The sequence below is a fragment of the Streptomyces noursei genome, assembly GCF_016917755.1.
Classification (GTDB): Bacteria; Actinomycetota; Actinomycetes; order Streptomycetales; family Streptomycetaceae; genus Streptomyces; species Streptomyces yunnanensis.
Window position 1 is genome coordinate 1,060,335 of record NZ_CP070326.1, and the last position, 25,881, is coordinate 1,086,215.

Here is a 25,881-nt window from a genome sequence, read left to right on the forward strand (position 1 = left end):
GTCTCCTCATCAGTCGGCAAACGGAAACCGTGGCTGTCCGTGAAGCTGTGGTTCTGGCTGCCGACCCGCTCCGGGCGATCTCCGAACGGCTCCGATCGATGGGACCTTCGAGGGTGTGCGCCGCGTTGTCCCTGCCTGACGTGCCCCGAAGGCGTCGGCGATGCAACGACTCCGCACCGGGCGGACAGTGAAGGGAGAACGTGCACCCTCAGCACGTGAGGAAGGAGCGGGCACATGCTGCACCGGAAGGTCGGAGACCTCATGACGACGTCCGTGGTGAGCGTGCGGCGTGACACGGGCTTCAAGGACATCGCCCAGCATCTCGCGGAGCACGACGTCACGGCAGTCCCGGTCGTCGACAACCAGGGCCGCCCGATCGGCGTGGTGTCGGAGGCGGATCTGCTGCGCAAACAGCAAAGCCAGCCGGATCCAGGGGGGCATCAGCCCGAGGCGCACCTGCCGCCCGGGGACCGCGCCAAGGCACATGCGCTGACCGCCGAGGGACTGATGTCCAGCCCGGCCGTCACGGCACGGCCGCAGTGGTCGGCGGTGGAGGCGGCCCGCACGATGGCCCGCCACCGGGTCAAACGGCTGCCCGTCGTGGACGACGCCGACCGGCTGGTGGGCATCATCAGCCGATCCGACCTGCTGCACGTCTTCCTGCGACGGGATATCACCATCGCAGAGGAGATCAGGGCCGACGTCCTGACTCGAACCCTCGGCCTGGACCCCGCCTCGGTCATGGTCCAGGTCACGGACGGACGGGTGACGCTCAGCGGGAGGGTGCCGCACAGCAGTCTCGTTCGCATCGCCATACGTCTGTGTGAAGGCGTCGACGGCGTCGTCGACGTCACGAACCACCTCGGCTTCGACGTCGATGACACGCGGGGCACACCGCAGCCATAACCGCTCACGCTTCCTCGGTACTCCGACGTTCGGTGGGCAGCCGCAGACACTACCCCGGAAACGGTGCCCACCAGACAAGAACAGTGCCACCGGCCGGCCGCGCTTCGACGGCCATCTCGCCACCGGCGCTCTCGGCCCGTTTGGCCAGGTTGAGCAGACCGCTGCGCCGACCGTCCTTGGCGATACCCACTCCGTCGTCCGCGACCGTCAAGGTGAGTCGGCGATCGCGCGCGATCAGGGCCACGTCCGCCGCGCTCGCGTGCGCATGCCGGGCGATGTTGCTCAACGCTTCCCCGAGCACCGCGAGGACGTGCTCGGCAAGCCCATCCGGTACGTCCGTATCAAGGAGCCCCTCCATGTGGAGGGACGGCGTGAACCCCAGTACGTGTGACGCGTCTTCCGTCGCATGGACGGTTTGGGATCGAAGCCCTTTCCTGCCGCGCACCGGATCGCGGGTACGAAGTCCGAAGACGGTGGACCTGATGATCTTGATGGTTTCGTCCAGGTCCTCCACCGCGCGCAACAGCCGATCACTCGCCTCCGGGTCGTCGACGAACCGGATCGCGCTCTGCAATGTCATCCCGGTGGCGAACAGCCGCTGGATCGCCAGGTCGTGCAGATCGCGGGCGATCCGCTCCCGGTCCTTGAGCAGCGCCACCTGCCCCGCAGCGATGCGCCGCTCCGCCAGCTCCATCGCGAGCGCGGCCTGACCGGCGAAGGTCAGCAGCGGCCCCGTCTCCGGCTCCGTGAACGATTCACGTCCCTGCAGCCGGGCCAGTTGCAGGACTCCGCGGACCCGCTCACCGGTGGCCATCGGGACCGCGACGGCGGGCCCCAGCCCCGACCAGCGCGGCGGACCGACCATGACTCTGGGATCGTGCTCGATGTCATGGCTGATCAACGGGCCCTTGGCGGTGATCGCCGCTCCGGCGAACGACCCACAGCGAGGAAGAACCAGACCTCGGTGGGCTTCGGCGTCGACACCGGACGCCAGCTCCACGCGCAGACGGTCGCCGTCGACAGGCAAGACCAGGACGCCGAGATCGGCGGAGAGGATGCGCACCGCGTGGCCGACGATCATCGCGAGCACATCGGTCTCCTCGGCACCCGGCAACAGCCCTGCGACGATCTCGCTGTTGGCCTCCAGCCACTGCTGGCGGTAACGGGCCTCCTCGTAGAGCCGGGCGTGCTCGACGGCCACCCCCGCCGCCACCGCCAGCGTCGACAGCAGCGTCTCGTCCTCGGCGGTGAATGCCCCGCCGCCGCGTTTCTCGGTCAGGTACAGGTTCCCGAAGACCTTGTCCCGAACCTTGATCGGCACGCCCAGAAAGGAGTGCATCGCGGGGTGGTTCGGGGGGAATCCGTACGAGGCGGGGTGGTCACCCAGTTCGGCCAGGCGCAGCGGCTCGGGGTGGCGGATCAGCTCGCCGAGAAGTCCGTGTCCGGCCGGCAACGGGCCGATGCCGACGATCTGTTCCCCGGTGACACCGACGGGAAGGAACTGGCTGAGTCGGACGTCTGCACCAACCACGCCGAGCGCGCCGTACCGCGCGTCGGCAAGCACAACGGCGGCCTCGACGATGCGATGGAGAACTTGCGGCAGCTCCAGCCCCGTTCCCACCGCCAGCACCGCTTCGAGCAGCACATGATGCGAATGGCCTGTGGTCTTCTCCACCGTGCGAAGGCGCTGCAGCAGTTCGTCCGGCAGTGCGTGCAGGAGTGGAGGTGCACTTTGCGCTCGGCCGGAATCCTCGCCCACGACAAGCCTCCGCTGCAGTCGGAATCGGTGGTCCTGCCACACCATTCACGGTAGTGCGACGAGCCGACGGGCACCTGACGGCCGAGGTCCTTATATGTGCCCGACTCGGTAGTACGAAGCGGCATCGGAGACGTTGCCGCTCGGTCCGCACAGCGACGGCAGGACAGCGTCTGCCCGACGGGCCACACCCGTCCCTGCGGCATGAGCCGTTCGGCATCTGGCTCCGACCTCGGCATGGCCTCATAGCCCCCGCAAGTGCCCGGACGGCCCATCTGCGCGACCCACCTCCCGGAGTCACCCTGGACGCAGAGAAGAAAGGAAAGGGAGACAGGAAACGAGGTGAGCCACGATGCGAGCGCATGAAGGGGACGTGCTGCGGTTCACCGGCAGAACCGTGGGAACGCCCGAACACCATGCCACCGTCGTACGCGTGCTGGGCCCGAACGGCGAACCGCCCTATCAGGTTCGCTACGAGGACGGTCACGAGGCAGAGATCTTCCCTGGACCCGGTTGCGTGATCGAGACCCATCCAGCACACGATGCCTCGTTCGGGCAGCCGCATCGGGAGAGGAGATGACCGCGCTCGCCGATGGCGGGAGCACGTCCGCTCGGCCTGCCTGTGGAGCCAAGCCCGACCGTGACGACTTGCCGACGTCTAGAACCTCCATTCCCCCTTCGCGCGCAGGAAGGAACGCTCCGGATCCAGAACGAGAGAGCAACGCGCGCCGCAGCGACACACGTTTGTTCTCCACCAGAGTGAGGATGGACATGCGGGGACGTTGCCCGCCGTGCTCCGCCATGTCCCCCCGGCAAGGAGGCCGGATCGTGTTCTTCACAGACCGCCGAGACGCCGGTCGACAGCTGGCGGCAAGACTCAAACACCTCAAAGGCGCCGACGTCGTGGTCCTGGGGCTGCCCCGCGGAGGCGTCCCGGTCGCCGCGGAAGTCGCCAGGGCGCTGGGCGCGCCGTTGGACGTCTGCCTGGTGCGCAAGCTGCGCGTGCCGTTCCAACCGGAACTCGGGATGGGGGCGATCGGTGAAGGCGGGGTCCGCGTCATCAACGACGAGGTGGTGCGCGCCGCCCGTGTCACCCCGGACGAGTTGGCCCAGGTCGAGGCACGTGAGCGGGAGGCCCTGGAGGCCCGCGCCCGGCACTACCGGGGTGGACGTGAACCGGCGCCTCTCACCGGCCGCACCGTGGTGGTCGTCGACGACGGGGTGGCCACCGGGTCGACGGCTCGGGCGGCCTGTCAGATCGCCCGCGCCCGCGGAGCCGTACGGATCGTGCTGGCAGTTCCCGTGGCACCTCACGGCTGGACCGCACGGTTGGGTGGGGACGCCGACGAGTTGCTGTGCATGCACACGCCGTGGACCTTCTACGCGATCGGGCAGTCCTACGCCGACTTCTCCCAGACGGACGACGACGAGGTCGTCGCCTGCCTGGAGGAGAGACTCCCCCGCCCGGTGAGCACCCGCCGAACTCCGCCGGGTCATGCTGTGCCATAGCTGCTTGCCCCTGAAAAGAGGTTGGGCTGGTGACGGGCGGCAAAGTTGTTGGCCGGCACCAAACCGCCGGCCAACCGTTGGTCCCAGCCCCACCGGCTGAGGCTGGTCATCCGTTGGAGGCCCGGCGCATCACCGGGAGCCTCACCCGGCCCGCGCCACGCCGGTGACCGGGCCTGGCCCGGCGTAAGATCGGATGCCGATATCGGCTTCGTCATAGCCGGGACAGGCGGGGAGGCAGGACCAGGGTGAGGGAGTTCCAGCGGGCAGCCGTGCGGCTGCACATCCTGCATCACGCGGCCGAAAGGGAGGTCCACGGTGCGTGGATGACGGAGGAATTGGCTTCCCACGGCTACCAGATCAGCCCGGGCACGCTGTACCCGACGCTCCACCGGCTGGAGGCGGACGGCCTGCTGGTATCCGAGCAGCGTGTGGTCGACGGCCGCATGCGACGCATCTACCGTGCCACCGCCGCCGGCCGGAAAGCCCTGGCCGAGGACCGCAAGGCACTGCGCGAGCTGGCCCGCGAAGTCCTCGGCGACGACGAGGTGCGTTAACGAGCACCGAATCGACTGACGCGTAGGCGAGGGTGACGCGCCAAGACCGACCTGCGCAGCGCGGGGCGTGAGGGGACGCGAAGGTTCACGCGGGCTCCCGGGGAAGCGGCCCTGGCCGACGGACCAACGCCCGCGCAACGTGGCTTCGGCCTCTGTGCGTCACTCCTGCCGGGCGGCGGCAGGACGGACGCCACGGCGGTGCAAGCTCGCATCGAGGGAGAGGGCGCCTGCGCCGACGAAGAGCAGGAAGAGGCTGCCGCACAGTTGCGCGAAGTCCAGACGGGCCTCGTGCGCGAAGTCCCACCAGCCCGGCTCCCCGCGGAACAGCCCGGAACCGCCCCACAGGATCGGCACCTTGGTGATCAGGAGTGCGCCGAGCATGTCCACGACCATGGGTACCACCGCGAGCCGAGTGAGCAGCCCGACCAGGACCAGCACCCCGCAGACAATCTCGAACACCCCGTCCAGCGGGGCGAAGAAGTCCGGCGCGGGAATGCCGGCCTTGTCGAACCGGCCCGTGCCCAGCGCATGGGAGCGCAGGAACTTCAGGATCCCCTCGACAAGGAAGACCGCCCCTACGTACAGGCGGATAAGGACGACCGAGGCTGGTGCGGTGGTCCCTGTGAGCTTCGCCATCCAGTCGCCAAGCTGTGCCATGCCGTCGGCCCCTTCGCCGTCGAAGGCGTATCGGATGCCGATATCGTCCCGCGTCGTGCCCGGGAGCGGGCGGTCGTCACGCCCGTTCGGCGTACCCCGCCGCACCGGCCCGCCGCTGCCGCCGCGCGCCGAGCGCGCGCCGGACCCCGTAGGCGGCGGCGCCGACCAGGACGACCGCCGCACCATAGATCACCGAGGAGACCGGCAGGGCGAAGGCGAGCACCAGGCAGCCGACCAGGCCGACGGCAGGGACGATGCGCGGCGGGCGTCCCTCATCCGAAGACAGCGTCCACGCCGAGACGTTGGCGATGGCGTAGTACACGAGTACCCCGAAGGATGAGAAGCCGATCGCCCCGCGCACGTCCACCAAGGCCGCGAGCACCACCACGACCAGACCGACCGTGATCTCGGCCCGGTGCGGCACCGCGAACCTCGGGTGCACCGCGGACAGGGCGTGCGGCAGGTGCCGGTCACGGGCCATCGCCAACGTGGTGCGGGAGACGCCGAGGACCAGTGCCAGCAGGGAGCCGAGCGCGGCCACGGCAGCGCCGGCACGGACGACGGGCACCAGCCAGTCGATGCCCGTCGCGCGTACGGTGTCCGTCAGCGGCGCGGGCGCTTGCGCGAGCCCCGTCGGGCCGAGCACCGCAAGGGCGGCGACGGCGACCACGGCATAGACGGCGAGCGTGATGCCCAGCGCCAACGGGATCGCACGAGGGATGGTGCGCGCCGGTTCGCTCACCTCCTCGCCGAGGGTGGCGATGCGCGCGTACCCGGCAAAGGCAAAGAACAACAGGCCCGCTGCCTGGAGCACCCCGCCGACGGAGGCGTCGGCTCCGATGTCCAGCCGCCCGGCATCCGTGCCGGACGAGGTGAGGGCGGCCACCACCACCGCGGCGAGCACGGCGAGCACCACGGCGACGATCACGCGGGTGAGCCAGGCCGACTTCTGCACCCCTCGGTAGTTGACGGCGGTCAGCACCACCACTGCGGCGACCGCCACCGCGTGCGCCTGGCCGGGCCACACGTACGAGCCGACGGTCAGCGCCATCGCCGCGCAGGAAGCGGTCTTGCCGACCACGAACCCCCACCCGGCCACGTACCCCCAGAAGTCGCCGAGGCGCTCCCGCCCGTAGACATACGTCCCACCGGAGGCGGGGTAACAGGCGGCCAGCCGTGCCGATGAGGTCGCGTTGCAGTACGCGACCACGGCGGCCAAGGCCAGCCCCAGCAGCAGGCCGGAACCGGCGGCGCGCGCGGCCGGGGCCAGAGCGGCGAAGATCCCCGCCCCGATCATCGACCCCAGGCCGATGACCACAGCGTCGAACACCCCCAGCCGCCGCAGCAGCTCCCCCGACGGCCCGGCCGCGGTCGATGACGTGCTCATACGGCTTGCCCTCCGCATCATGCGAACAATTACGTCATCCGATATCGGCACACGATATATGCCCACGGGCTGCCGATGCGACGCATGCCGCAAGGAAACAAGTCGCCGCACTGGTGCGGGGCCCGGACAGCCCGTGGAGACGTGCGGCCTGCGGGGCGCTGTGAGATCGTGCGACGCCGTCGCTGTCGTCTTACGGTGGCAGTGAGGGGGTGGGCGCGAGTCTTCACCCCACGCCGAAAGGCGGGCGATACCCATGGCATCTCCTGGCATGCGGGTGGTGGTCGTCGGAGCCACCGGCAACGTAGGCACGAGCGTCATCCTGGCGCTCGGTGCGGAGCCGGGCATCGAGTCGATCCTGGGGCTGGCCCGACGGCTCCCGCGGTGGTCTCCGACGAAGACCAGGTGGGCGAGCGTGGACATCGCGGACGACAACACGGACCTGGCCGGTCACTTCGTCGGCGCCGACGCCGTCATCCACCTGGCGTGGCTGTTCCAGCCCACGCACCACCCGGCGACGACCTGGCGCACGAACGTGCAGGGCAGTACTCGGGTCTTCGAGGCCGCGGCCACGGCCGGCGTTCCCGCCCTGGTCTACGCGTCCTTCGTCGGAGCCTACTCGCCCGGACCCAAGGACCGTGCCGTGGACGAGTCCTGGCCCACCGACGGTTGGCCGGAGTCGATGCTGTGCCGGGAGAAGGCGTACGTCGAGCGTGTCCTGGACGCCTTCGAACTCCAACATCCCAAGACCCGGGTGGTGCGGTTGCGGCCCGGATTCATGCTCAAGCGCGAATCCGCAGGCGAGCAGCACCGCCTCTTCCGTGGCCCGTTGGTGCCCAAGCGCCTGACCCGGCCGGAGCACATGCCCGCGTTCCCGGCCATCCCCGGCATGCGGTACCAGGCCCTGCACACCGACGATGCGGCCGAGGCGTTCCGGCAAGCCGCCGTGCGCCCGGTCCACGGCGCGTTCAACCTGGCGGCCGAACCGGTCGTGGACGCGGTCATGTTGGGCGAGATGTTCAGCGCACGCACTTTCCCGATGCCGGGCTGGCCGGCTCGGGCCGCGGTCTCCGCCGCCTGGCGCACGCACCTGCTGCGCACGCCTCCGTCCCTGTTCGACGCCGTCCTGCACTTCCCGATCATGGATACGTCACGGGCGCAGCGGGAACTGGACTGGACGCCCCGGCACACAGCCCAAGAAACGCTGCGGGAGTGGCTGTCCGGTCTGCACGAGGACGCGAGCTTGCCCACCCCACCGCTGGCCTCCTCGGCCGGGCTCTCCCGCTGGGCCGAGCCCCGGGTCGGCGCTTGATCATGAAGCCGCCGGGGGCGGCACGGTGGGCGGGGACGCGGGCCCGGGTGGAGCCGCTGGGGGCCTGCCCCGAGTACGGGCTCACCGCCGCACGGAGACCCCGGCACCGCACACGGCATGGCCCGGCTCCTGACTCCCGGTGACGGCGGCCGGGGAGTCCGTCGCCGCAACCGGCCCGGCTGGCCCCCTCCTACAGACTGTGCCGCCGGTAGAGGTCTTCGTCGCGCTGGACACCTCGCCGCGTGGGCGGCGTTCGGCGGGCTGCTGCTGGCCGCCGAGGAAACCCGCAAGTGGTGGCTGCGGCGATACCGGCCCGCAGACTGCTGCCCGTCGGTTTCCCCGGACGGTTCCACGAAGGAAGCGGCTTCAGCCGTACGGTACTTGAGGTCGTCGGAATCGAGCACGCCGATGCGTTCGTCGCCGTCGCCGCCATGGACGGCAGCACCATCGCCAGCGCGCGGACCGCCAAGGAGACCTACCGGGTTCCCCTCGTGCTCGCCCGCGGCTACGACCCCCAGGCCGCGCAGACATCTACCGCGAACTCGGCATTCCCACCGTCGCCAGTGTCCGCTGGGCGGACAACCTCCTCATCAGTCTGCTCGCCAAGCGCCGGTTCGCCGTTCCGCGGATCGCCGCCCGCGTCAACGACACGGAAAACACCTGGCTGTTCGACCACCGCTGGGGCGTCGACGTCCCCGTGCCCGCCGCCACCCCGCTGATCTCCCTCATCGAAGAGGCCACCGGTGCCACTGACACCGTCGCACTGCTCCGCCTCAGCAAGGCTGGCGTCGATGGCATCGAAACCGCGATCACGCCGCAGTCCCGTGCGTGAACGGGCACCGACCAGACAAGCCGGGTGCCGCCGCCCGTCGGCGCGCAGGCCGCTGTTCTTGGGGACGACGCCCACCCTGTTGCCCACGACGGTCAGCGTCAGCCATCGGTCGCGGACGGATCACCTCGGTGGCGCGCTGGTGTGGACTCGCGCGACTTCCCGAGCTTCATCGGGGCCCTCTGCGAACGACGTGGGGGCAGGATCGTTGACAAGGCCAGGCCACCCCGTACCTCAGTACACTGGTGGACAGCGCCGACTTCCTCGTCGCCCGCACGGACGACGGGCCATGGCCGAACGTGCCAGGCCGCCTTCGCTCATCGTGTTCGTGGGGTACGCGACTGCACGTTCCGCCAGGGAGATCGTGGTCGAAACCGGAAGGAGCCGGCCGATGAAGGTCTCAACGTTGATGAGTGCTCCGGCTGTGGCCGTTCCGGTCGGGACGCACCTGCGGGAAGTGGCCCGCCAGATGGAAGAGTACGGGGTCGGTTGCCTGGTGGTCACGGACGGCGGGAGGCTGCAAGGCATCGTCACCGACCGCGACCTCGCGGTGCGCATGCTGACCAGGGGGCTGGACGCGGAGGAGCGGGTGGATGCGGTGATGACCCTGCCCGTGATCACGGTGGAGGTGACCGACGACGTTCACGACGCATACCGGGCCTTCCGTGACTCCGGGGTTCGCCGCCTGCCCGTACTGGACGGGCACCGGCCCGTGGGCATGCTGACCGTGGACGACCTGCTCATGGACGTCTTCCAGCGGGTGGGCGATCTGCTGGGCCCGGTTGCCTGGAGCATGGTGGAGGGACCAGCCGGGTCGTGCACCACGGATCAGAGCTGAGTGCCGCCTGGGCCGTGCCGGTCCCCGGATGCGGCGCCCCGCGACCACCATGACGATGAGGGCATGGTGCCCGTCCCTTCCGCCGACCGTTTCGATGCCTTCCGGGCTCTCGCCGACCGGCGGGGGAGGCCCGGAGGCCGGTTGATGGAACACCTGGCCCGGGCCAGGGCAGGAACGGCGGACAGTCCTGAGACCTGGGCGCCGGCCGTCGCGGCCGGAGTCGGCCTGCCGGCCGCTGCCGCGCTCGGGCCGGCCGAGTACTACGCGGACCTGACCACCCCGCACGGCCACCGCCATGTACGGGTGTGCGCCGCCACGGCCTGCTTCGCCGCGAGCGGCGGCCTGCACCTGGTGGAGGCGGAGCGTGCGCTGGGTGTCGACGCCGGAAGCTCCGCCCCCGACGGGTCGGTCTCGCTCCAGGCCGTCCGCTGCCTGGGTTACTGCTATGCCGGGCCCGCCGCCCTCGACGGTGAGACTCCGTGCACCGGCGCGACGCTGGCCGATCAGCTCGCCGGGCGGGAAGAACCGACGGCGCCGGACATCCCGGCCTTCGACAGCACCGGAGACCCTGTACTGCTCGGTGACGTCCTGGCCGGGGAGTGCGCCTGGCAAGTGTGGCCTCGTGCGGTGACCGCGCGCACTCCCGACGAGGTACAGGCGGAGGTCGCCGCATCCGGGCTGAGGGGGCGCGGTGGCGCCGGCTTCCAGGTGGCCGCGAAGTGGGCCGCGACAGGCCGGTCACCCCACACCGTGGTCGTCGTCAACGGGGACGAGGGCGATCCGGGCTCCTTCGCCGACCGCCTGCTGATGGAGCGCGATCCGGCCCGGGTACTGGAGGGCCTGGCACTGGCCTGCTTCGCCTGTGGCGCCCGGCGGGCCGTGGTGCTGGTGCGTTCGGAGTATCCCCGCGCGCTGGCCCGGATGCGGGAAGCGGTCGACCGGGCCTATGAGGACGGGCACTTCGGTGGGGCAGTGCACGACAGCGGGGTGACACTGGACGTCGAGGTCGCGAGGGGTGCGGGTTCGTATGTCGCGGGCGAGGAGACCGCCCTGATCGCGAGCCTGGAGGGGAGCCGGGGCTGTGCCCGGCCGCGTCCCCCGTATCCCGCGGACCGTGGCTTGTGGGATGCGCCGACGGTGGTCAACAACGTGGAGACACTGGCGGCCGTCCCGTGGATCGTCGCGCACGGTGGCGCCGTCTATGCCCGGCGCGGGGCGCCCGGCGAGCCCGGTACGAAGCTGGTCTGTCTGTCCGAGCGGTTCGCCCGCCCGGGCTGTTACGAGGTGGAACTCGGTACATCAGTCGAACGGATCGTCACGGAGCTGGGTGGCGGTCTGCGGGGCGGTGCCGAACTGGCGGTCCTTCAGGTCGGCGGACCGCTGGGCGGTTTCCTCGCCGCCGACCGGCTGGACGTACCCCTGACGCAGGCAGGACTGGCGCACAATGGCGCCGCGCTGGGGCACGCGGGCCTGGTGGCCTTCGATCGCAGCGTGGAGCCGCGGGAAATACTTCGCCACGTATGGGAATTCGCCGCTGCGGAGAGTTGCGGCGCCTGCTCACCCTGCCGGGTCGGCTCCCGCCGGGGGCTGGAGCTGGCAGGCGCCGGTCGGCAGCCCGGAGAGGAGTACGAGCGGTTGCTGCGGGTGCTGTCCGAAGCCAGCCTGTGTGCCTTCGGGCGGCGGATTCCGGAGGCGGTGCGCAGCCTGGCCCGCGCGTACGGTGACCGGCTTGCGGGGTGGGACCGGTGAGGGTCGAGGTGGACGGCGTCGGTGTGGAGGTGCCGGAGGGAGCCTCACTGCTCACGGCGGCCCGCGCGGCCGGAGTCGAGCTGCCCACTCTCTGCCACGACGACCGGATCAGGCCGGCGGGCTCGTGCCGGACCTGCCTCGTGCGGGCCGATGGGAGCATCACCGCGGCCTGTGTCGCCCCGGCCGTCGCCGGGGCGAGAATCGAGACCTCCACCGACTACCTGCGGGCGCTGCGGCGCGATGCCGTGGAGCTCATCGCCTCCGCCCTGCCGCCCCGCGCCTTCACCGCGGGCAGCAGTGAACTGGCATATGTGTGCCAGTCGTTGGGGATCGGATCCGAGGTGGCCGGGGGCCTCGGTGGACGTGGCGAGGACACCTCTCACCCCTACGTCCACCTCGACCGCGACCTGTGCATCGCCTGTGGCCGCTGCGTGAGCATGTGCTCCGAGGTCCAGGGCACCTTCGCCCTCACCCTGGTCGGCCGGGGAGCCGATACCGTCGTGGCACCCGGCACCGGCGGCCCCTGGGCCGAGTCCGACTGCGTCGCCTGCGGGGGCTGCGTCGACACCTGCCCCACTGGGGCGATCACCGAGCCCGGCCCGGCGCGCGGACTCACTTCCGCGCACCACGAGACGGCCCGCACTACCCGTACCACCTGCGGCTATTGCGGAGTGGGCTGCTCCCTCGACGTCGTCACCGAGGAGGGCGAGGTCACCGCTGTGCTGCCCGCCCGGGACGGCCCGGTCAACCGGGGGCACGCCTGCGTGAAGGGCCGCTTCGCCTACGGGTTCCTGACCTCGCCCGGACGGCTCACCCAGCCCTTGCTGCGCCGCGACGGCCGCCTGGAACCGGCCGGCTGGAACGAGGCGCTGGACCAGATCGCCCGGGGACTGAAGCAGGCCGTCGCCACCGGCGGCCCCGATGCGGTGGCGGCGATCTCCTCGGCCCGCGCCACCAACGAAGAGAACTACCTCGTCCAGAAGTTCCTCCGGGTCGCGATCGGTACCAACAACGTCGACAACTGTTCGCGACTGTGCCACTCCCCGTCCGCCGCCGGCCTGACGGCCTCTTTCGGGCTCCCCGGTGGCACCGACTCCTTCGACGACGTCGAGCGGGCCGACTGCGTGCTCGTGGTAGGGGCCAACCCGGTCGAGTCCCACCCGGTGGTCGGCGCGCGCCTGCTGCAACGCGCGCTGCGCGGAGCCCGGTTGGTCGTCGCCGACCCCCGTTCCGTCGGCCTGGCCAGGTACGCCGATGTGCACCTGCGGTCGCGCCCCGGCACCAATGTCGCGCTGTGCCACGGGCTCGCCCACGTCCTGCTCGCCGAAGGGCTGATCGACGAGCGGTTCCTGCACGAACGGGCCGCCGGACTGCCGGAATTCACCGAGCTGCTCGCCGACTACCCACCCGACCGGGTCGCGGACATCACCGGCGTCCCCGCCGCGGACCTGGTCGCGGCTGCCCGCCTCTACGGACGCGCCGAGCGGCCCGCCATCGTCTACGGCCTCGGAGTCACCGAGCATCTGCACGGCACCGACGGTGTACGGGCCCTGGCCAACCTGGCGATCCTGCGCGGGGCGGTCGGCACCGGCCGCGGATGCGGCGTCAACCCGCTGCGCGGCCAGAACAACGTCCAGGGCGCCTCCGACATGGGCGCACTGCCCGACACCCTCCCCGGGTACGGGAAGGTGACCGACCCGGCCGTCCGGTCGCGTGCCGAGGAAGTATGGGGGGCACGGGTCCCGGCCGGCCCCGGACTGCGGATCCCGCAGATGTTCGCGGCGGCACGAGCCGGGGACCTGCGCGCACTGTGGGTCATCGGGGAGGACGTCTGTGCCACCGACCCCGATACGAACCGGGTCGCCGAAGCCCTGCGCGCCTGCCCGCTCGTCATCTGCAACGAACTCTTCCTCTCCGAGACCGCGCTCCACGCGGACATCGTCCTGCCGGTCGCCTCCTGGCTGGAGAAGGACGGCACCTTCGTCAACTTCGACCGCCGGTTCCAGCGGGTCCGTGCAGCCGTCGCGCCACCGGGGCAGGCCCGTACGGACTTCGAGACCGTGCACGCGGTGGCCTGTGCCATGGGCGTCGATCTCGGCTGCCCTACCCCGGCCGCCGCACTGGACGAGTGCGGACGGCTCGCTCCCGTCTTCGCGGGACTCTCGCACGGCCGGCTGGACCGCGAGGGGGCGATCCCGTGGCCCTGCCCGGACGCCGACCGGCCGGGCGAGGCCACGTTGTACACGGGACGGTTCGCTACCGCGGACGGACGTGCACACCTCGCGTCCTGCCCCTACCTGCCGCCGGGTGAGGAGGCTGACGACGACTACCCGCTGATCATGGTCACCGGGCGGCGGCTGGCCCACTACAACTCCGGCAGCATGACCCGGCGCACGGCCAACCTCCTGCTGGAGTCCGCTGACTGGCTGGACCTCCACCCCGATGACGCTGACCGCTACGGCCTGCGGGACGGCGAACCGGTCACGGTGGAAAGCCGCCACGGCCGGGCGCGGCTCCTTGCCCGGGTCAGCAGTGAGGTGAACCCGGGTCAGGTCTTCTGCGCGTTCCACTTTCCGGCGCACGGAGTGAACCGGTTGACCTCCAGCCGTGCGGACACCGTCACGTCGTGCCCCGAATACAAGGTCACCGCCGTACGGGTGACCCGGGACGCCGCACAGCAAGACGCAGCTGCTCCCCCCAGGTGACGGCGGTCGGGGACCGGGGGCCGGCTCCGGAGCCGGAGCGGACGGCCCTCCGCGCTGCCCGACCGACGGGGGATGCCTTCGCCGCTCTGGGTGCCTAGCCGCGAGGACTTGCCGTGGCGGAGGCCGCGGCGCGGCGGGACCGCCACGTCCCCGGCATGCTGCCGCGCGCCAGGCACCGGGCCGCTGCGCAGTGCCGTGGTGATCGTGGTCTTCGCGGCGGTGGGCACCCGCGCCCACGATCAGGAGAGAACGTCCTGGTCCGCCGGCTCCTTGACCGCGTCACGGTCGGTCACTCGCCGTGGTAGAGCCTGTCGACGTCTACCAAGAGGACCTCTCCCCTGGCTTCCGCGGCCCGCAGTTCCGGGCCGAACCCGATCCCGCTGTAACACGCCGGCGTAGCCCCGCTGACGTCCTCGCCGGAAGCTCCGAGGACGGACAGCACGTGGCGCAGCCGTTCCAGGTGTTGGATGTCCATGGTCTCGTTCCAGCGGGCGAGTCCGACCGAGAGCAGGACACCGGGCCGCCCCTCGACGTTCCCTCGTACCGCCACGTCGACATCGAGAGGGGGGTGCCCCGCAGGGCCGGAGACAGTGCCGCGCACGGCCGTCGTGGGTTCCCCTCCGAAGGTGTCGGGGGCGGCGTACTCGGTGGTCCAGTCCCGGCACTGCTGGGCGAAGTGCGGCGCGGCAACCAAGGAGTCGAACACGGGACGGACGCGTTGCCACACACCGGCGGCGTCCTCCTGCTCGATCAAGGCGCGATGGGGCCATGCGACGGCGTGCTCGAAGGCCAGTAGCGGCTCGACGATGCGGTAGCGCGTCAGCGCGGGCCGGAACGCGTCGGGCTCTGCGTGCAGGAGACCAGTGTTCCGCAGCACGGCCAGGGTATGGGACACGTCAGGCAGCTGGGCTCCGACGCATTCGGCGATCCCGCCGGGTGTGGAACGGCCGGCGGCGATCGCGACCAGCGCGGAGTGGGACAGCGCCCGGTCCGCGTGGTTCTCCTCCTCCTCCAGCAGATTGCGCGCCTCCCAGAACAGGGGGACGCGTGGGTTGAGGACGGTTCTGCACACCCAGGCGTCGAAGTCATCCGGGCCGGCAGGGGTGTCGTCACACGCAAGGTCGCCTCGATAGGCGGGAGTTCCGCCCACGATGGCATGTACCTGGACGGCAAGCCGTGGGGATCGGATGCCCCAGAATCGCGCTGCCTCGCGGAAGTCGAAGGGCTGAATCAGGAGTTCCAGCGAGGCGAGCCGGTGCAGGGAGGACGGGCCGGAGAAGAGCCTCCGCATCAGGGATGGAGCCCCTCCGCTGAGGATGAGACGGGCCCGGTTGTGCTGCCGCACCTCGTGCAGACGGCGGTATGCACCGTGAATGACGGAGGGCAGTGCCGGGCTGGGGCCCACCAGGTCGGGGAAGTCGTCGATGATCACCGGGGCCGGGCGCTGGTCGCCCAGCGCCAGCAGTGCGTCCACGGCATCCTCCCAGCGCTGCCAGCGCGGAGGATGCGTCGCCCGGGTGTGCTCCCCGAAACGTTCTGCCAGGCGGTGCAGCGTCTCGGCCTCTGCTACCGCCTGCCCGTCGAAATAGAAGCCCTCGGCGGCCTTGGCGATGGCTTGCAGCAGGAAGGTCTTGCCCTGCCGGTGCTGTCCCGAGACGAGGCCGAGCGCGGCTCCAGGGCGCGGATCACTCACGAAGTCAGCCAGAGCGGCCCACTCGACCTCTCGATCGAACACCCGATCGGGTTTCGCCAGGTGGGCGGCAGCATCCGATGGCGACACGGACCGCTCCCTCGTTCGGCGATCGACGGCGTTGCGGTACGTCCAGTACAGCTCCGGCGCCCGAGCCGCGCCCAGCCGGCTGGCCCGTCCGAGGTACCCGAGGGGCTGTCGGTGTGGTCACCGGGGCGTCGCGGTGCCCGGTCGGATTCCGGACTGTGGTTCCGGCGGTAGATCACCTCGATGTCACCGGTCCTGGCCTGGTCGATCCGCGGCCACTCGGTCACCGCCGTGCCACTCCCCGTGGGGACGCGGCGCGTGGCATGGTGCAAGGGTCGTAGAACTCATCGTTGGCTGTGACTGGCTGCTTCCGGGCGCCTTCGGCCGCGGCCCGGCTACCGTCAGCCGGCGACCCGGCCGGGTCGCCGGTCTGAGGGTGGACCATCACACGAGGGAGGCGCGGATGGTACGGCCAGAAGACCCCGCGCGGCTCGGCGGGCACCGCGACGTTCCACACACCGCCGATCTGCGGGTCGAGGCATGGGGCCCGACTCGTGAGGTGTGCCTGGCGCAGGCCGTGCGGGGCGTCTGCGAGTCCTTCCTGGACCTGGCGGGCGCGGTCGGTGTGCGCCGGAGGGACGTCCTGGTGCGCGGGGACACGAACGAGGACGTGCTGGTGGCCCTGTTGGAAGAGGTCATCTACTGGCTTGACGCCCACGACGAGGTTCCGATCGAGGTGGAGCTGACCGCCGTCCACGATGGGCTGCAGGCCCGGCTGTGCATGGCGGACATCGGATCGCTTCCGGTGACGGGGGCTGCGCCGAAAGCAGTCACCCTCCATGAGCTGGCCTTCGATCGCGGGCCGGATGGTTGGCGGTGCTCGGTCACCCTCGACGTGTGACCGTGTGACCGCTCGTCTCCACACCCTTACCCTTGTCGGCCTTGTTTACCGCCTCTTCGGCTCAGCGGCAGACCGGTCGGATCGGGCCGCTGTCCGCGTCAGTCCCGCTGAGCGCCACCCGCCCGTGCCCCGGACCGCGACCGAGGCGGGGTCCGGGCCGAGGGCGCGGGTCAGGACGTCGGCCCTGGTCTCCTCGGTGATGGTGACGTCTCGCCGCACGACGCATGCGCCTTGGCTCGGTCGCCGGGCAGCAGGTGCGCCCCGGACGGATGCCCGCACGGCGCGGTTGCCGGCACAGTGGGCAACGGCTGCCCGCCGGTGGCGCCATGTGGGCGTGCCGCCTGGAGTCATCCTTTGACGACGCCGAGCGGGATCAGCCGGGCGACCAGCCGGGCCAGCCCGGCGCCTTCGGTGGCGGTGGCGACCGCGTCGACGTCCTTGTACGCGGCGGGTGTCTCCTCCGCGAGACCGCGCCATGAGGAAGGCCGGACAGCGATGCCGCGGGACGCGAGTGCGTCTCGCACCTGCTCCCCGCGGACTTCGCGCAGTGCCCGATGCCGACTCCACACCCGTCCCGCGCCGTGACAGGCGGAGAAGAACGCGTCGTTGTCGGGCGTGCCGACCATGACGTACGAGGCGGTGCCCATCGTGCCGGGCACGAGGACGGGCTGGCCGACCTCGGCAAGGTCCGCCGGCAGGCCAGGGTGACCGGGCGGGAGGGCGAGGGTGGCGCCCTTGCGGTGGACGCAGAGCTGGCGTGGCACGCCGTCCACCTCATGGGTCTCGATCTTGGCCATGTTGTGGGAGACGTCGTACACCAGGTCCACGCTCACACCGGTGGTGGCGGTGAACGCACGCCGTGCGGTCTCGGTGAGCAGCTGCCGGTTGGCACGGCCGTAGTTGGCGGCGGCGGCCATTGCCCCGAGGTAGTCGCGGCCGGGTGGGGAGACGACGGGCGCGCAGGCCAGCTGCCGGTCCGGGACCTCGATGCCGTAGGCGCGCAGTGAGTGGTCCATGACCCGGACGTGATCGGTGCACACCTGGTGTCCGAGGCCGCGGGAGCCACAGTGGATCATCACGCAGACCTGGCCGGCCCGCAGGCCGAAGGCGGCCGCCGTCCTTTCGTCGTAGATCCGGTCCACTGCCTGGACTTCCAGGAAGTGGTTGCCCGAGCCGAGGCTGCCCACCTGGTGCAGCCCGCGCTCCACCGCACGTTGCCCGACCTGCTCCGGGTCGGCACCCGCCAGCGCTCCATGGTCCTCACAGCGGTCCAGATCGCGCGGGACGCCGTGGCCGCGTTCCACCGCGTACTGGGCACCGCCGGTGAGCAGCTTTTCCATCTGCGCGCGTCCGGACAACTTCCACAGTCCGCCGCGTCCCATGCCGCGCGGGGTGGTGTCTCCGAGTATGTCCATCAGCTCGCTCAGGTGAGGGGCCAGCTCGGCCTGCTGGATGCCGGCGGCCAGCAGTCGGACACCGCAGGAGATATCGAAGCCGACGCCGCCCGGCGAGACCACTCCGCCCGCGTTGACGTCCGTGGCGGCGACTCCGCCGATGGGAAAGCCGTACCCCCAGTGCACATCGGGCATGGCGAAGGAGGCACGGACGATGCCGGGCAGCGTCGCCACGTTCACGACCTGCTCCAGCGCTCTGTCACCGGCTGCCTGGGGCAGCAGCCCACGGCTGGCGAAGACGACACCGGGCACGCGCATGGCACCCCGCCCGTCGATGCGGAACCGGAAAGGGCCCTCTTCAGTCACCGTGACGTCCATGCCGTGCTCGCCGAGTCTTCCTGGCCCGCCTCAGGGGCCGGCTGGAGAGGTGAGTGGCTCACGCATACCTCGCCGCGGTACGTGACCGGACGACGTCCGTGAGAAGTACTCCTGCGCGGACGGCCCGGGTGCCTGAAGCTCACGACGTCCCCCGCCTGTCCGCACTCGAAGTGCGCGCAGCCGGCTTTCTTCCACTGTGCCCCCGCTCGGAACACGACGCACGACGCCTGTGCGCGCCCGTTCCACGCTCCGGCGGCCCGGCTCCGGTGGTGCCGTGCGGACGATGCGGCTGCCAACCAGCTCGGCCCGCCTTAGCATGGAGCCCTGGGCAGGGGAAACGAGAAGCCACCAGGACACCATCGATGCTCATGGGGGACTCCTCCGGGTCTGGGCTGCCCTGTCCTTCTGAGCAGGGCAGCCTTCGCGTCTGTGGAGGAGGCTGCTCCGCATTCGGCGGAGCAGATGGGTTCCGTCGGCAGACCGGGGAAGGAACGTCCATGCCCCCTACGCACACAGCTGACTTCGAGCACGCCATCCACAGCGCGAACATCTGGCTCAAAGCGGTGTCGGAAGCCTTGGAGACGGACAACCGCCACCTCGCTCATCGCGTCCTGCGCACGTGGCTGCACACGTGCCGTGACAGGCTCACCGTCGACGTGGCCGCGCACTTCGCCGCGCAACTGCCCGAGTTGCTGCGGGGCGTCTACTACGACGGCTGGGACCCCAGTGTCGTACCGGTCAAGTACGACCGGCAGGGCTACATCGACCGCTTCGTCCGGGAGGCCAGGGTCACCGCTGAGGATGTCCCCCGGATCGCCGCCGCGGTCACCGGCGTCGTACGCAAGCACGTCTCACCCGGGCACCTGGAAGCGGTACTGGAACAACTCCCCCACGACGTCCGTGCCTTGCTTCTCCAGCCAACTGTCTGACCGACGACACGAGACAGCGCGCATCGCCACAGCCGGGGACTGCCGACCAACCCGGCGGGCACGCCCCTCGCACGGTGTGCGGGTCGTGGAGGGGTCCCGCACCGTCGCGCCGCACGGCAACCTCGTCCCCACGACGTACGGCTCTCCACCGGCCACGGACTCCACGGACCGGGCGCGAGGCGCACCACCGCCACCGACGCGCACCATCGAGGGCAGGGGGCAAGGTTGCTGATCCAGCACCTGATGAACACCCCGCCGGCCACAGTGCTCCCGACGGAGTCACTTCAGGATGCCGCACGGCACATGGCCGATGTCGGCGTGGGTGCCGTGCCTGTGGTGGATGGTGACACAGTGATCGGCATCGTGACCGATCGGGATCTTGTGGTGCGGGCGACGGCCCGCAAACTACCTCCTCGCACCCGAGTCGAAACGATCGTGTCCTCGTCCCCCGCGACCCGCGTCGGGGTGGCGTAGCGAAACGGTCCGGTGAAGCCGGCGTCCTCCGCATCCCCTGGGAACGGCGCCCGCCTTCTGGAGAATCGGCCTCGGAGCGACGCACCATGGAAGGAGCCCAGTGACAGGGGAAAGCGAATCGACATAGGCGTGACGCACGCAGGAAGGAAGTGCGGAGATGACCACTCGACACAGCACCGTCAACGATGTCATGACACACGATGTCGTCACCGTCGACCCGGATACCCCGTTCAAAGAGATCACGTCCGTACTGTCCGCCCACGGCTTCAGCGCCGTTCCCGTGGCCGACGCACGAGGTGCGCCGATGGGGCTGGTCTCTGAAACCGACCTACTCCGCAAGCAAGCCGCGCAGCCCGACAAGTACGGTGACCCGGCGACACCCGGATGGCCGCACGAGAAGGCCAAGGCACGCGCGGAGAACGCCGCCGGGCTGATGACCACGCCCGTGGTCACCGCTCACGCCGACTGGCCGGTCGCCCAGGCGGCCCGAACAATGGACCACCGCCACGTCAGGCGGCTGCTGGTCGTGGACGAAACGGACCGCATCATCGGCATCGTCAGCCGCTCGGACCTCCTACGAGTCTTCCTACGCCCCGACGAGGAGATCCAGGAGGAGGTCCGCGATGACGTACTGGAAGGGATCCTGCGGCTGGGAGGAACAGAGGTACAGGTCCAGGTCCAGGAAGGTGTCGTCACCCTGCGCGGCGAGGTCGAGAACCGTAGCACCGCCCAGATCGCCGAACGGCTCGCCAAGGGCGTGGACGGCGTCGTCACCGTCAGGCCAATGATCGACTACACCGTCGACGACACGGCCGCATAGGCGTGCCGCCACACCGTGTCCCGTATCCGTCGACGGCCCACGGTTCGTTCGCCATCATGCATCTCTCGCATGCCGGCAGCGTCGTCGTTGGTCCCCGGCGGCGGGACGGATGGCGCCCCGCCGCCGACAGCGCGTCCTCAGCTTTGAGTGATCTCGATGTGCCGCGGCCTGGTGCCCTGGCTCTTGGGGATGGTGACGGTCAGTATCCCGTCGGTCAGGTTGGCGGTGATGTCGTCGGCCTTGACCTCGGTGGGCAGGAGCGCCCGGTACTCGAAGCGGCCGGTACGCCGGGTGCTGCGGCGCAGGACGCCTTCCCGCTCGCACTCCTTGTACTCGCCGGTAATGTGAAGCTGTCGTTCACCGACCTCGACGTCGATGTCCTCGCGTTTGATCCCGGGCAGTTCGGCCTCGACCACATAGGTGTCGTCCGTCTCGTGCATGTCGGCAGGCGGCACCCAGGCCCCTGCCATGGAGGGCGTGTCGCCGGCGTTCTCCAGGAATTGATTCATCCGCTGGAACAGATCACTGAACTCCGCGGCGAAGGGCTCTTCCCAGCGAATGGTGGGGAAATGCCGTTCCAGGAGCCAGCCGGGACGGTGACGTACGGGCAAAGTCATCGCGGTTCACCTCCGCGAAGCGACGGAATCAGGTCACCCTCCATGCTGGGCCGCCTTCACATTCCTCGCGACTCAGCCACCCGGGTGATCCGCTCGACAGCGACCGGCGGCCTGTTGTACATGCGCGGCGGTTCCGGTGGGAATACCTGGTCAGTCTCCCGGCGCCGGTCCTTTCACTCTCCGCCGAACCCGGCTGGTAGAGCCCACCGCCCCAGCTCCTTGTTACGGAGCGGGCCGGGCGGGAAGAGATGGTGCCGCGGTCGGACCGGCCGGCTGCCGTATCCGTGATGGAGGAAGCGTCGTGCGAGGCGATGCCGACGTCGTCGATGAGCTGACAGTCGATCACCGCATGTTCGACGGGTTCTTCATGCAGTTCAATGACGCGCAGCCCGGGAGTACGGACCGCAAGCGACTGGTCGACACACTCGTGATCGAGCTGATGAGGCACTTGACCTTCGAGGAGCAGCACCTGCATCCGGTGATGTGCGAACACCTGGACCAGGGTGATGAACTGACGGCTCAGGAAAGCGACGACCACGACCGGATGCGACGCCTTCTGGAACGGCTGCGGGACCTTGAACCGAACGACTCCGACTTCGACCGCGCCTGGTGAGCCAGCTACACAGCGAATTCCGCGCGCACGTCGACGTCGACGAGAACCATCTCTTCCCCAAACTCCGGCTGGCTGTCCACCCCTACGTGCTGGACAGTCTGGCCAAGAAACTCCGCGTCATGCAGAAGGGCGCCAGATAGCCGGGCGTCGTTCGCAGGGTTCCCGGAGAAATACGCCCCTCGCTGCAGGGTCACGCTGACGAACGCACCGGGACCCCGCCATGGGCGAGTTCCGCGGTGGTGAAGGCTGCGTTGTCCGGGCCGTGGGCTCTGCCACCAGCAGGGCGTAGGACTCCCCCGCTCTCCTCGCAGCACCCACATGCAGCCGCTGCCACCCGCGCGACGCCGCCGACCACCTCCTCCAGCCCCCGGACCACCGTCCCGCCGCTAGCCGAGAGGGACTGGCTCACCGGGTTCCCGGGCCGGGGATGATGACGACCGGACACACTGCGTGCTGGACGCAGTGCTGGCCGACCGAACCCAGCAGCGCTTCGCTGAACCCGCCATGCCCCCGGTTGCCCACGACCAGCAGGTCCGCCCCGTGCGCGGCGTCGAGCAGGACACGCGCCGGGTTGCCTTCGATGACGCGCGGCGTGATCGGGACGTGCCGGTCGGGGCCGATGGCACCGTCGATTGCCTCGGTCAGAATTGCGCGCGCGTTGTCTTCGAAGTTGAAGGATTCCTCGGTGGGAGGAGCCCACCCCCACCAGGAGTACGGGAACTGCCAGGCGTAGACCGCCTCAACAGCGGCGCCGGTCAGCTCGGCCTGGCCGACCGCCCACCCCAGGGCGGCCTTCGACGGCGCTGATCCATCGACACCGACGACGATTCGACGGCCGGGTGCCCTGCTCATCGCGCACCTCCCTGGTCCCTCCGCCGCCGACTCCGCCTCCACGCAGCGCACTTGTCGGTGCCACTCGGCGGGGCTCGCCTCCGCTGCATGGGCCCGGTCGCCTCCCATACTGAACGCCGTGTCCTCACCCAGCGACTCGGGCACCGCAGCGGCGGCCGCCGGCGCCCCGGAAGTTCCCCCGCTCCAAGCCATCGCGGACCGATCGCGGTGAGTGTGCCGCGCAGCCGACACTGCCACGCCTCATAGCCGACACCGCCACAGACAGCCGTCGTGTCTGGCGACCGTCCCGGCCGTCTCGGCAACCTTCCGAACCACAGGGCTCAGCGCCGTGGGGTGGCTACTCCTGATCGGCCGGACTGATGCGTCGCCCTGTAAGGCGCACGGGCTGGATCGACACCCACATCTCGCGTTCGCCACCGGCCCACGGCTCGCTGTGAGCCAGCTCCGCCAGGCGTCGCACCGTGTCGGGATCAGTGACGACCTGCGCCGGGCCGACGGCGAGCACGCTCCAACCCTGACTCATGGTCTCGTCCACGTGATCCACCTCGAAGGCGACTTCCGTCCCCACTGCCGACGCAGGGGCCGAATCCGGGGCTGTCCGGAACGCGATCGCCTCGTCGATGACCTCGTAGTTCACCGGAAGCACGGCCGGACCGTCGGGTGTCGACACCGCGACGCGCCCCACCCCGTGCGTGGAAAGCCGGGCGCGGCACTCGTCGGGGTCGAGGTCTCGCAGCTGGGGGTGGAGAAGCGCCTGGCCCTGGCCGGGAGGCAGATCGGCACCGCCCCCGCGCAGGGCTGCGACGCTCGTGCCGAGCGCCGAGGCCAGTCTGATCAGGCTCGCCAGGCTCGGGGCGACCGGCCGTTCTTCGAGGTACGCCAGGTAGTCCGGCGCCATTCTGGCACGGCGAGCGGTTTCCGCTCGGGTCAGTCCTTGCTGCCTGCGCTCCGCAGCGATGCGTCGGCCGATGCCACCGGAGTCGGGTGCCCCGACCAGCCGGGTCCTGCCGGACCTGTCCCCCACCTGTTCTTCCTGTCCTGCGGGCCGGTGCTCGATGTGACGGACGTGCGCGTCGGGTCCGGGGTACACGAGCGTCACCTCGTCCGTATCCGACCAGCGCACGTCGTAGGGCGGGGTCCCGTCCGAGTGGTGGAGTCCGACGATCTCGCCGTCGCGCTTGGTGACACCAGTGGACGGGCTTTCGACAATGAGCTGATCGCCGAGTTGAGCGCGCATGACGGCCACCGTTTCCTCACGGCCTCACATTGTTGCTGTACCCAACGGTGCCACGCGTACCGTGCCACCGCATGGGCTCAGGGACCCTGGTCCGGGCGGCAGGACGGCCGGTCTCGCGCTGCGGGCTCCTTTCCGACTGCCTGGTACACCGCTTCGAGGACCGCCTCCGCTCCATCGGTGCCGAGCACCAGGGGAATCACGACACACACTTGTCCCGCGCATGCCATCCCTGCCGCCGGTTGCACGCCAACCGCATGCGACGCAGGCGTATTGAGGGTATTCCTCGAATGGGCAGCACACTCTTCAGCTCGCCGGCGGCGGCGCTCGCCCGTCGCGTGCCTGTCATCGTCGGCTGCGCGGCCGCCGGCGCATGGGGGCGGCATCGAGCTCCGCCGCCATTCCGGGTTCTCACGAGAGGTAGGCAGTCGCCATGGAGCCAGTCCTCACGGTGGGCCTGGACGGCTCGCCCGAAAGCCTCGCCGCCGCTCATTGGGGCGCCGAGGAGGCCGAGCGGCGCAAGCTCACACTACGTCTGCTCCATGCCTGGCCCCTGCTGGCGCCGGAACCGACCCGCGCCCCCGCGGAGGTCGATCAGAACTACTGGGCGAAGCGGATCGTGCGCAATGCGCGTGCCGAACTCCAGGCGCGCCACCCCGCCCTCACCATCATCGGCAACCTGATCGCTGACGATGCCCAGAACGCGCTGCTTCAGGCAGCATCGGAGTCCGAGATGCTGGTGCTCGGCTCGCGAGGGCTGGGGCCCGTGGAGAGCTATTTCCTGGGTGACATCAGTATGGCCGTCGTGGCGCGGGCCGAGCGGCCGGTGGTCCTGGTGCGTGCCGGCACGGGCGAACCAGGGACTTCTCCCGTCCCGCCTGCGGCAGGTGGTGTCGTGGTGGCACTGAAGCTCCACGGACCGTGCGACGACCTGCTCGCATTCGCCTTCGGTGCAGCCGCGGCCAGGGGTGTGCCCCTTCGGGTCGTCCATGGCCGGAGTGTGCCGCTTCATGCCTACGCCCCCTGGGGTGTGGACCACACCGTCACCGAAGAGATCACGCAGGACGTACGGAAGCGCCTGAACTGGGTCCTCGGCCGCTGGCGCGAGAAGTTTCCGGGCGTGGCGGTCGCCGACATCATCGATCTCGAAAGCCCGGCCCAGGCCGTCGTACGAGCTGCCGAGGGGGCGGGGCTCGTGGTCGTAGGACGACGTAAGCACCGTGCCGTCCTGGCGCCACGGCTGGGCCCCGTAGCGCAGGCCGCCATCCACCACGCGCGCTGCCCGCTCGCCGTCGTGCCCCATGACTGAACCGGGTCATCGGTGACCAGCAGGGCCCGGCCCTGCAGCGGCAGTCTGCCAGTGCCAGCCCTGGCAGACTGGGGTTGAGCCCTTGCGCCGGAGCGCGGTCGTCAACCTGCCGAACTGCCAGAGCCATGCCCTCGCGAGCGTTCCTTACCGCCGTTCAGCCTGTCGCCTCCCAACAGAGTTGATCGGGGCGCCTGTTGACTCCCGCGATGGGCAGTTTCCTTCCCGCTCAGGTGCGGAGCGGCCCGGACGATCGCACCCGGCTCCTGCCCGACAACACGAGTGCCGGCCGGGAACATGGCGTTCGCGTCAGGAGGCGGCGGGCGGCAGGATCTTGCGGTCGAGGAGGTCCTGCGACCAGTGTCGGACGCCGTGCCCGAATGCGTCCGGGGAGGGAGCCGACAAGGCGTCCTCGGAAGCTGTCACGCCGCTGAAGGTATGACATCA

Annotated in this window: 22 protein-coding genes and 2 pseudogenes; 16 read left to right on the forward strand and 8 right to left on the reverse strand. The window is 70.2% G+C overall.

Annotation, left to right across the window (positions count from 1 at the left end):
• Positions 1-234: 234 nt before the first annotated feature.
• A complete protein-coding gene (locus JNO44_RS04675) occupies positions 235-906 on the forward strand; it encodes a CBS domain-containing protein (protein WP_205361667.1) in 672 nt (223 codons plus the stop codon).
• Positions 907-955: 49 nt separating this feature from the next.
• On the opposite strand, the gene JNO44_RS04680 is transcribed toward JNO44_RS04675, so the two are convergent.
• Complete coding sequence (locus JNO44_RS04680; protein WP_205361669.1) at positions 956-2,710, reverse strand: sensor histidine kinase; 1,755 nt, start codon at positions 2,708-2,710, stop codon at positions 956-958.
• Positions 2,711-3,014: 304 nt separating this feature from the next.
• On the opposite strand from JNO44_RS04680, the gene JNO44_RS04685 reads away from it, so the two are divergent.
• The 3 genes and pseudogenes from JNO44_RS04685 to JNO44_RS04695 all read left to right on the forward strand — a co-directional run bounded on the left by JNO44_RS04685 (position 3,015) and on the right by JNO44_RS04695 (position 4,725).
• On the forward strand, positions 3,015-3,242 hold the full coding sequence (locus JNO44_RS04685) for a DUF1918 domain-containing protein (RefSeq protein WP_205361671.1): 228 nt from the start codon (positions 3,015-3,017) through the stop codon (positions 3,240-3,242).
• A gap of 248 nt (positions 3,243-3,490) precedes the next feature.
• Positions 3,491-4,111, forward strand: a pseudogene (locus JNO44_RS04690) (phosphoribosyltransferase); the annotation flags it as partial.
• 305 nt (positions 4,112-4,416) lie between these two features.
• Complete coding sequence (locus tag JNO44_RS04695) at positions 4,417-4,725, forward strand: Rv3488 family transcriptional regulator (protein WP_205361675.1); 309 nt, start codon at positions 4,417-4,419, stop codon at positions 4,723-4,725.
• A 159-nt stretch (positions 4,726-4,884) separates the two neighbouring features.
• Here the strand turns inward: JNO44_RS04695 and JNO44_RS04700 are convergent, their stop codons facing one another.
• Together JNO44_RS04700 and JNO44_RS04705 are read right to left on the reverse strand one after the other, a co-directional pair.
• Entirely contained in the window at positions 4,885-5,382 is a 498-nt protein-coding gene (locus JNO44_RS04700) for a DoxX family protein (RefSeq protein ID WP_205361677.1), read from the reverse strand.
• Positions 5,383-5,458: 76 nt separating this feature from the next.
• Positions 5,459-6,769, reverse strand: coding sequence for an APC family permease (locus tag JNO44_RS04705; protein WP_205361679.1), 1,311 nt, complete (start codon positions 6,767-6,769; stop codon positions 5,459-5,461).
• A gap of 253 nt (positions 6,770-7,022) precedes the next feature.
• On the opposite strand from JNO44_RS04705, the gene JNO44_RS04710 reads away from it, so the two are divergent.
• The 5 genes and pseudogenes from JNO44_RS04710 to fdhF all read left to right on the forward strand — a co-directional run bounded on the left by JNO44_RS04710 (position 7,023) and on the right by fdhF (position 14,199).
• The gene (locus tag JNO44_RS04710) at positions 7,023-8,078 is read left to right on the forward strand and encodes an NAD-dependent epimerase/dehydratase family protein (protein WP_205361681.1); all 1,056 of its coding nucleotides are present in this window, start codon (positions 7,023-7,025) and stop codon (positions 8,076-8,078) included.
• 242 nt (positions 8,079-8,320) lie between these two features.
• A pseudogene (locus JNO44_RS43085) lies at positions 8,321-8,910 on the forward strand (NAD-binding protein).
• A gap of 286 nt (positions 8,911-9,196) precedes the next feature.
• Positions 9,197-9,745: a CBS domain-containing protein gene (locus tag JNO44_RS04720; protein ID WP_240167411.1), complete on the forward strand. Its 549-nt coding sequence runs from the start codon at positions 9,197-9,199 to the stop codon at positions 9,743-9,745.
• A 63-nt stretch (positions 9,746-9,808) separates the two neighbouring features.
• A complete protein-coding gene (locus tag JNO44_RS04725; protein WP_205361691.1) occupies positions 9,809-11,494 on the forward strand; it encodes an NAD(P)H-dependent oxidoreductase subunit E in 1,686 nt (561 codons plus the stop codon).
• Positions 11,491-14,199 carry a formate dehydrogenase subunit alpha gene (gene fdhF / locus JNO44_RS04730; protein WP_205361693.1) on the forward strand — a complete coding sequence of 903 codons (2,709 nt, stop codon included), beginning with the start codon at positions 11,491-11,493 and terminating at the stop codon, positions 14,197-14,199. The genes JNO44_RS04725 and fdhF overlap by 4 nt, the downstream gene beginning before the upstream one ends.
• Before the next feature lie 289 nt (positions 14,200-14,488).
• Here the strand turns inward: fdhF and JNO44_RS04735 are convergent, their stop codons facing one another.
• On the reverse strand, positions 14,489-15,892 hold the full coding sequence (locus tag JNO44_RS04735) for an AAA family ATPase (protein ID WP_338058556.1): 1,404 nt from the start codon (positions 15,890-15,892) through the stop codon (positions 14,489-14,491).
• Positions 15,893-16,379: 487 nt separating this feature from the next.
• Here JNO44_RS04735 and JNO44_RS04740 point away from each other — a divergent pair, with 487 nt between their 5' ends.
• A complete protein-coding gene (locus tag JNO44_RS04740) occupies positions 16,380-16,817 on the forward strand; it encodes an archease (RefSeq protein WP_205361697.1) in 438 nt (145 codons plus the stop codon).
• 347 nt (positions 16,818-17,164) lie between these two features.
• On the opposite strand, the gene JNO44_RS04745 is transcribed toward JNO44_RS04740, so the two are convergent.
• The gene (locus tag JNO44_RS04745) at positions 17,165-18,577 is read right to left on the reverse strand and encodes an RtcB family protein (RefSeq protein WP_328285821.1); all 1,413 of its coding nucleotides are present in this window, start codon (positions 18,575-18,577) and stop codon (positions 17,165-17,167) included.
• A 509-nt stretch (positions 18,578-19,086) separates the two neighbouring features.
• On the opposite strand from JNO44_RS04745, the gene JNO44_RS04750 reads away from it, so the two are divergent.
• The 3 genes from JNO44_RS04750 to JNO44_RS04760 all read left to right on the forward strand — a co-directional run bounded on the left by JNO44_RS04750 (position 19,087) and on the right by JNO44_RS04760 (position 20,812).
• The gene (locus JNO44_RS04750) at positions 19,087-19,518 is read left to right on the forward strand and encodes a DUF2267 domain-containing protein (RefSeq protein WP_205361701.1); all 432 of its coding nucleotides are present in this window, start codon (positions 19,087-19,089) and stop codon (positions 19,516-19,518) included.
• 225 nt (positions 19,519-19,743) lie between these two features.
• Positions 19,744-19,992 (forward strand): CBS domain-containing protein, encoded by a 249-nt coding sequence (locus JNO44_RS04755; RefSeq protein WP_205361706.1) that lies wholly within the window; start codon positions 19,744-19,746, stop codon positions 19,990-19,992.
• Positions 19,993-20,149: 157 nt separating this feature from the next.
• On the forward strand, positions 20,150-20,812 hold the full coding sequence (locus JNO44_RS04760; RefSeq protein ID WP_205361707.1) for a CBS domain-containing protein: 663 nt from the start codon (positions 20,150-20,152) through the stop codon (positions 20,810-20,812).
• Between the two features lie 137 nt (positions 20,813-20,949).
• Here the strand turns inward: JNO44_RS04760 and JNO44_RS04765 are convergent, their stop codons facing one another.
• Complete coding sequence (locus tag JNO44_RS04765) at positions 20,950-21,429, reverse strand: Hsp20/alpha crystallin family protein (RefSeq protein WP_205361709.1); 480 nt, start codon at positions 21,427-21,429, stop codon at positions 20,950-20,952.
• 301 nt (positions 21,430-21,730) lie between these two features.
• Between JNO44_RS04765 and JNO44_RS04770 the strand changes: the two genes are divergently transcribed.
• On the forward strand, positions 21,731-22,042 hold the full coding sequence (locus JNO44_RS04770; protein ID WP_205361711.1) for a hemerythrin domain-containing protein: 312 nt from the start codon (positions 21,731-21,733) through the stop codon (positions 22,040-22,042).
• Entirely contained in the window at positions 22,039-22,182 is a 144-nt protein-coding gene (locus JNO44_RS04775) for a hypothetical protein (RefSeq protein ID WP_205361713.1), read from the forward strand. Before JNO44_RS04770 ends, JNO44_RS04775 begins: the two co-directional genes overlap by 4 nt.
• 265 nt (positions 22,183-22,447) lie before the next feature.
• Here the strand turns inward: JNO44_RS04775 and JNO44_RS04780 are convergent, their stop codons facing one another.
• Both JNO44_RS04780 and JNO44_RS04785 read right to left on the reverse strand, forming a co-directional pair.
• Positions 22,448-22,894: a universal stress protein gene (locus JNO44_RS04780; protein ID WP_205361715.1), complete on the reverse strand. Its 447-nt coding sequence runs from the start codon at positions 22,892-22,894 to the stop codon at positions 22,448-22,450.
• 337 nt (positions 22,895-23,231) lie between these two features.
• On the reverse strand, positions 23,232-24,131 hold the full coding sequence (locus tag JNO44_RS04785) for a pyridoxamine 5'-phosphate oxidase family protein (protein ID WP_205361716.1): 900 nt from the start codon (positions 24,129-24,131) through the stop codon (positions 23,232-23,234).
• A 430-nt stretch (positions 24,132-24,561) separates the two neighbouring features.
• On the opposite strand from JNO44_RS04785, the gene JNO44_RS04790 reads away from it, so the two are divergent.
• Entirely contained in the window at positions 24,562-25,437 is an 876-nt protein-coding gene (locus JNO44_RS04790) for a universal stress protein (RefSeq protein WP_205361718.1), read from the forward strand.
• The last annotated feature ends 444 nt before the right edge of the window (positions 25,438-25,881 follow it).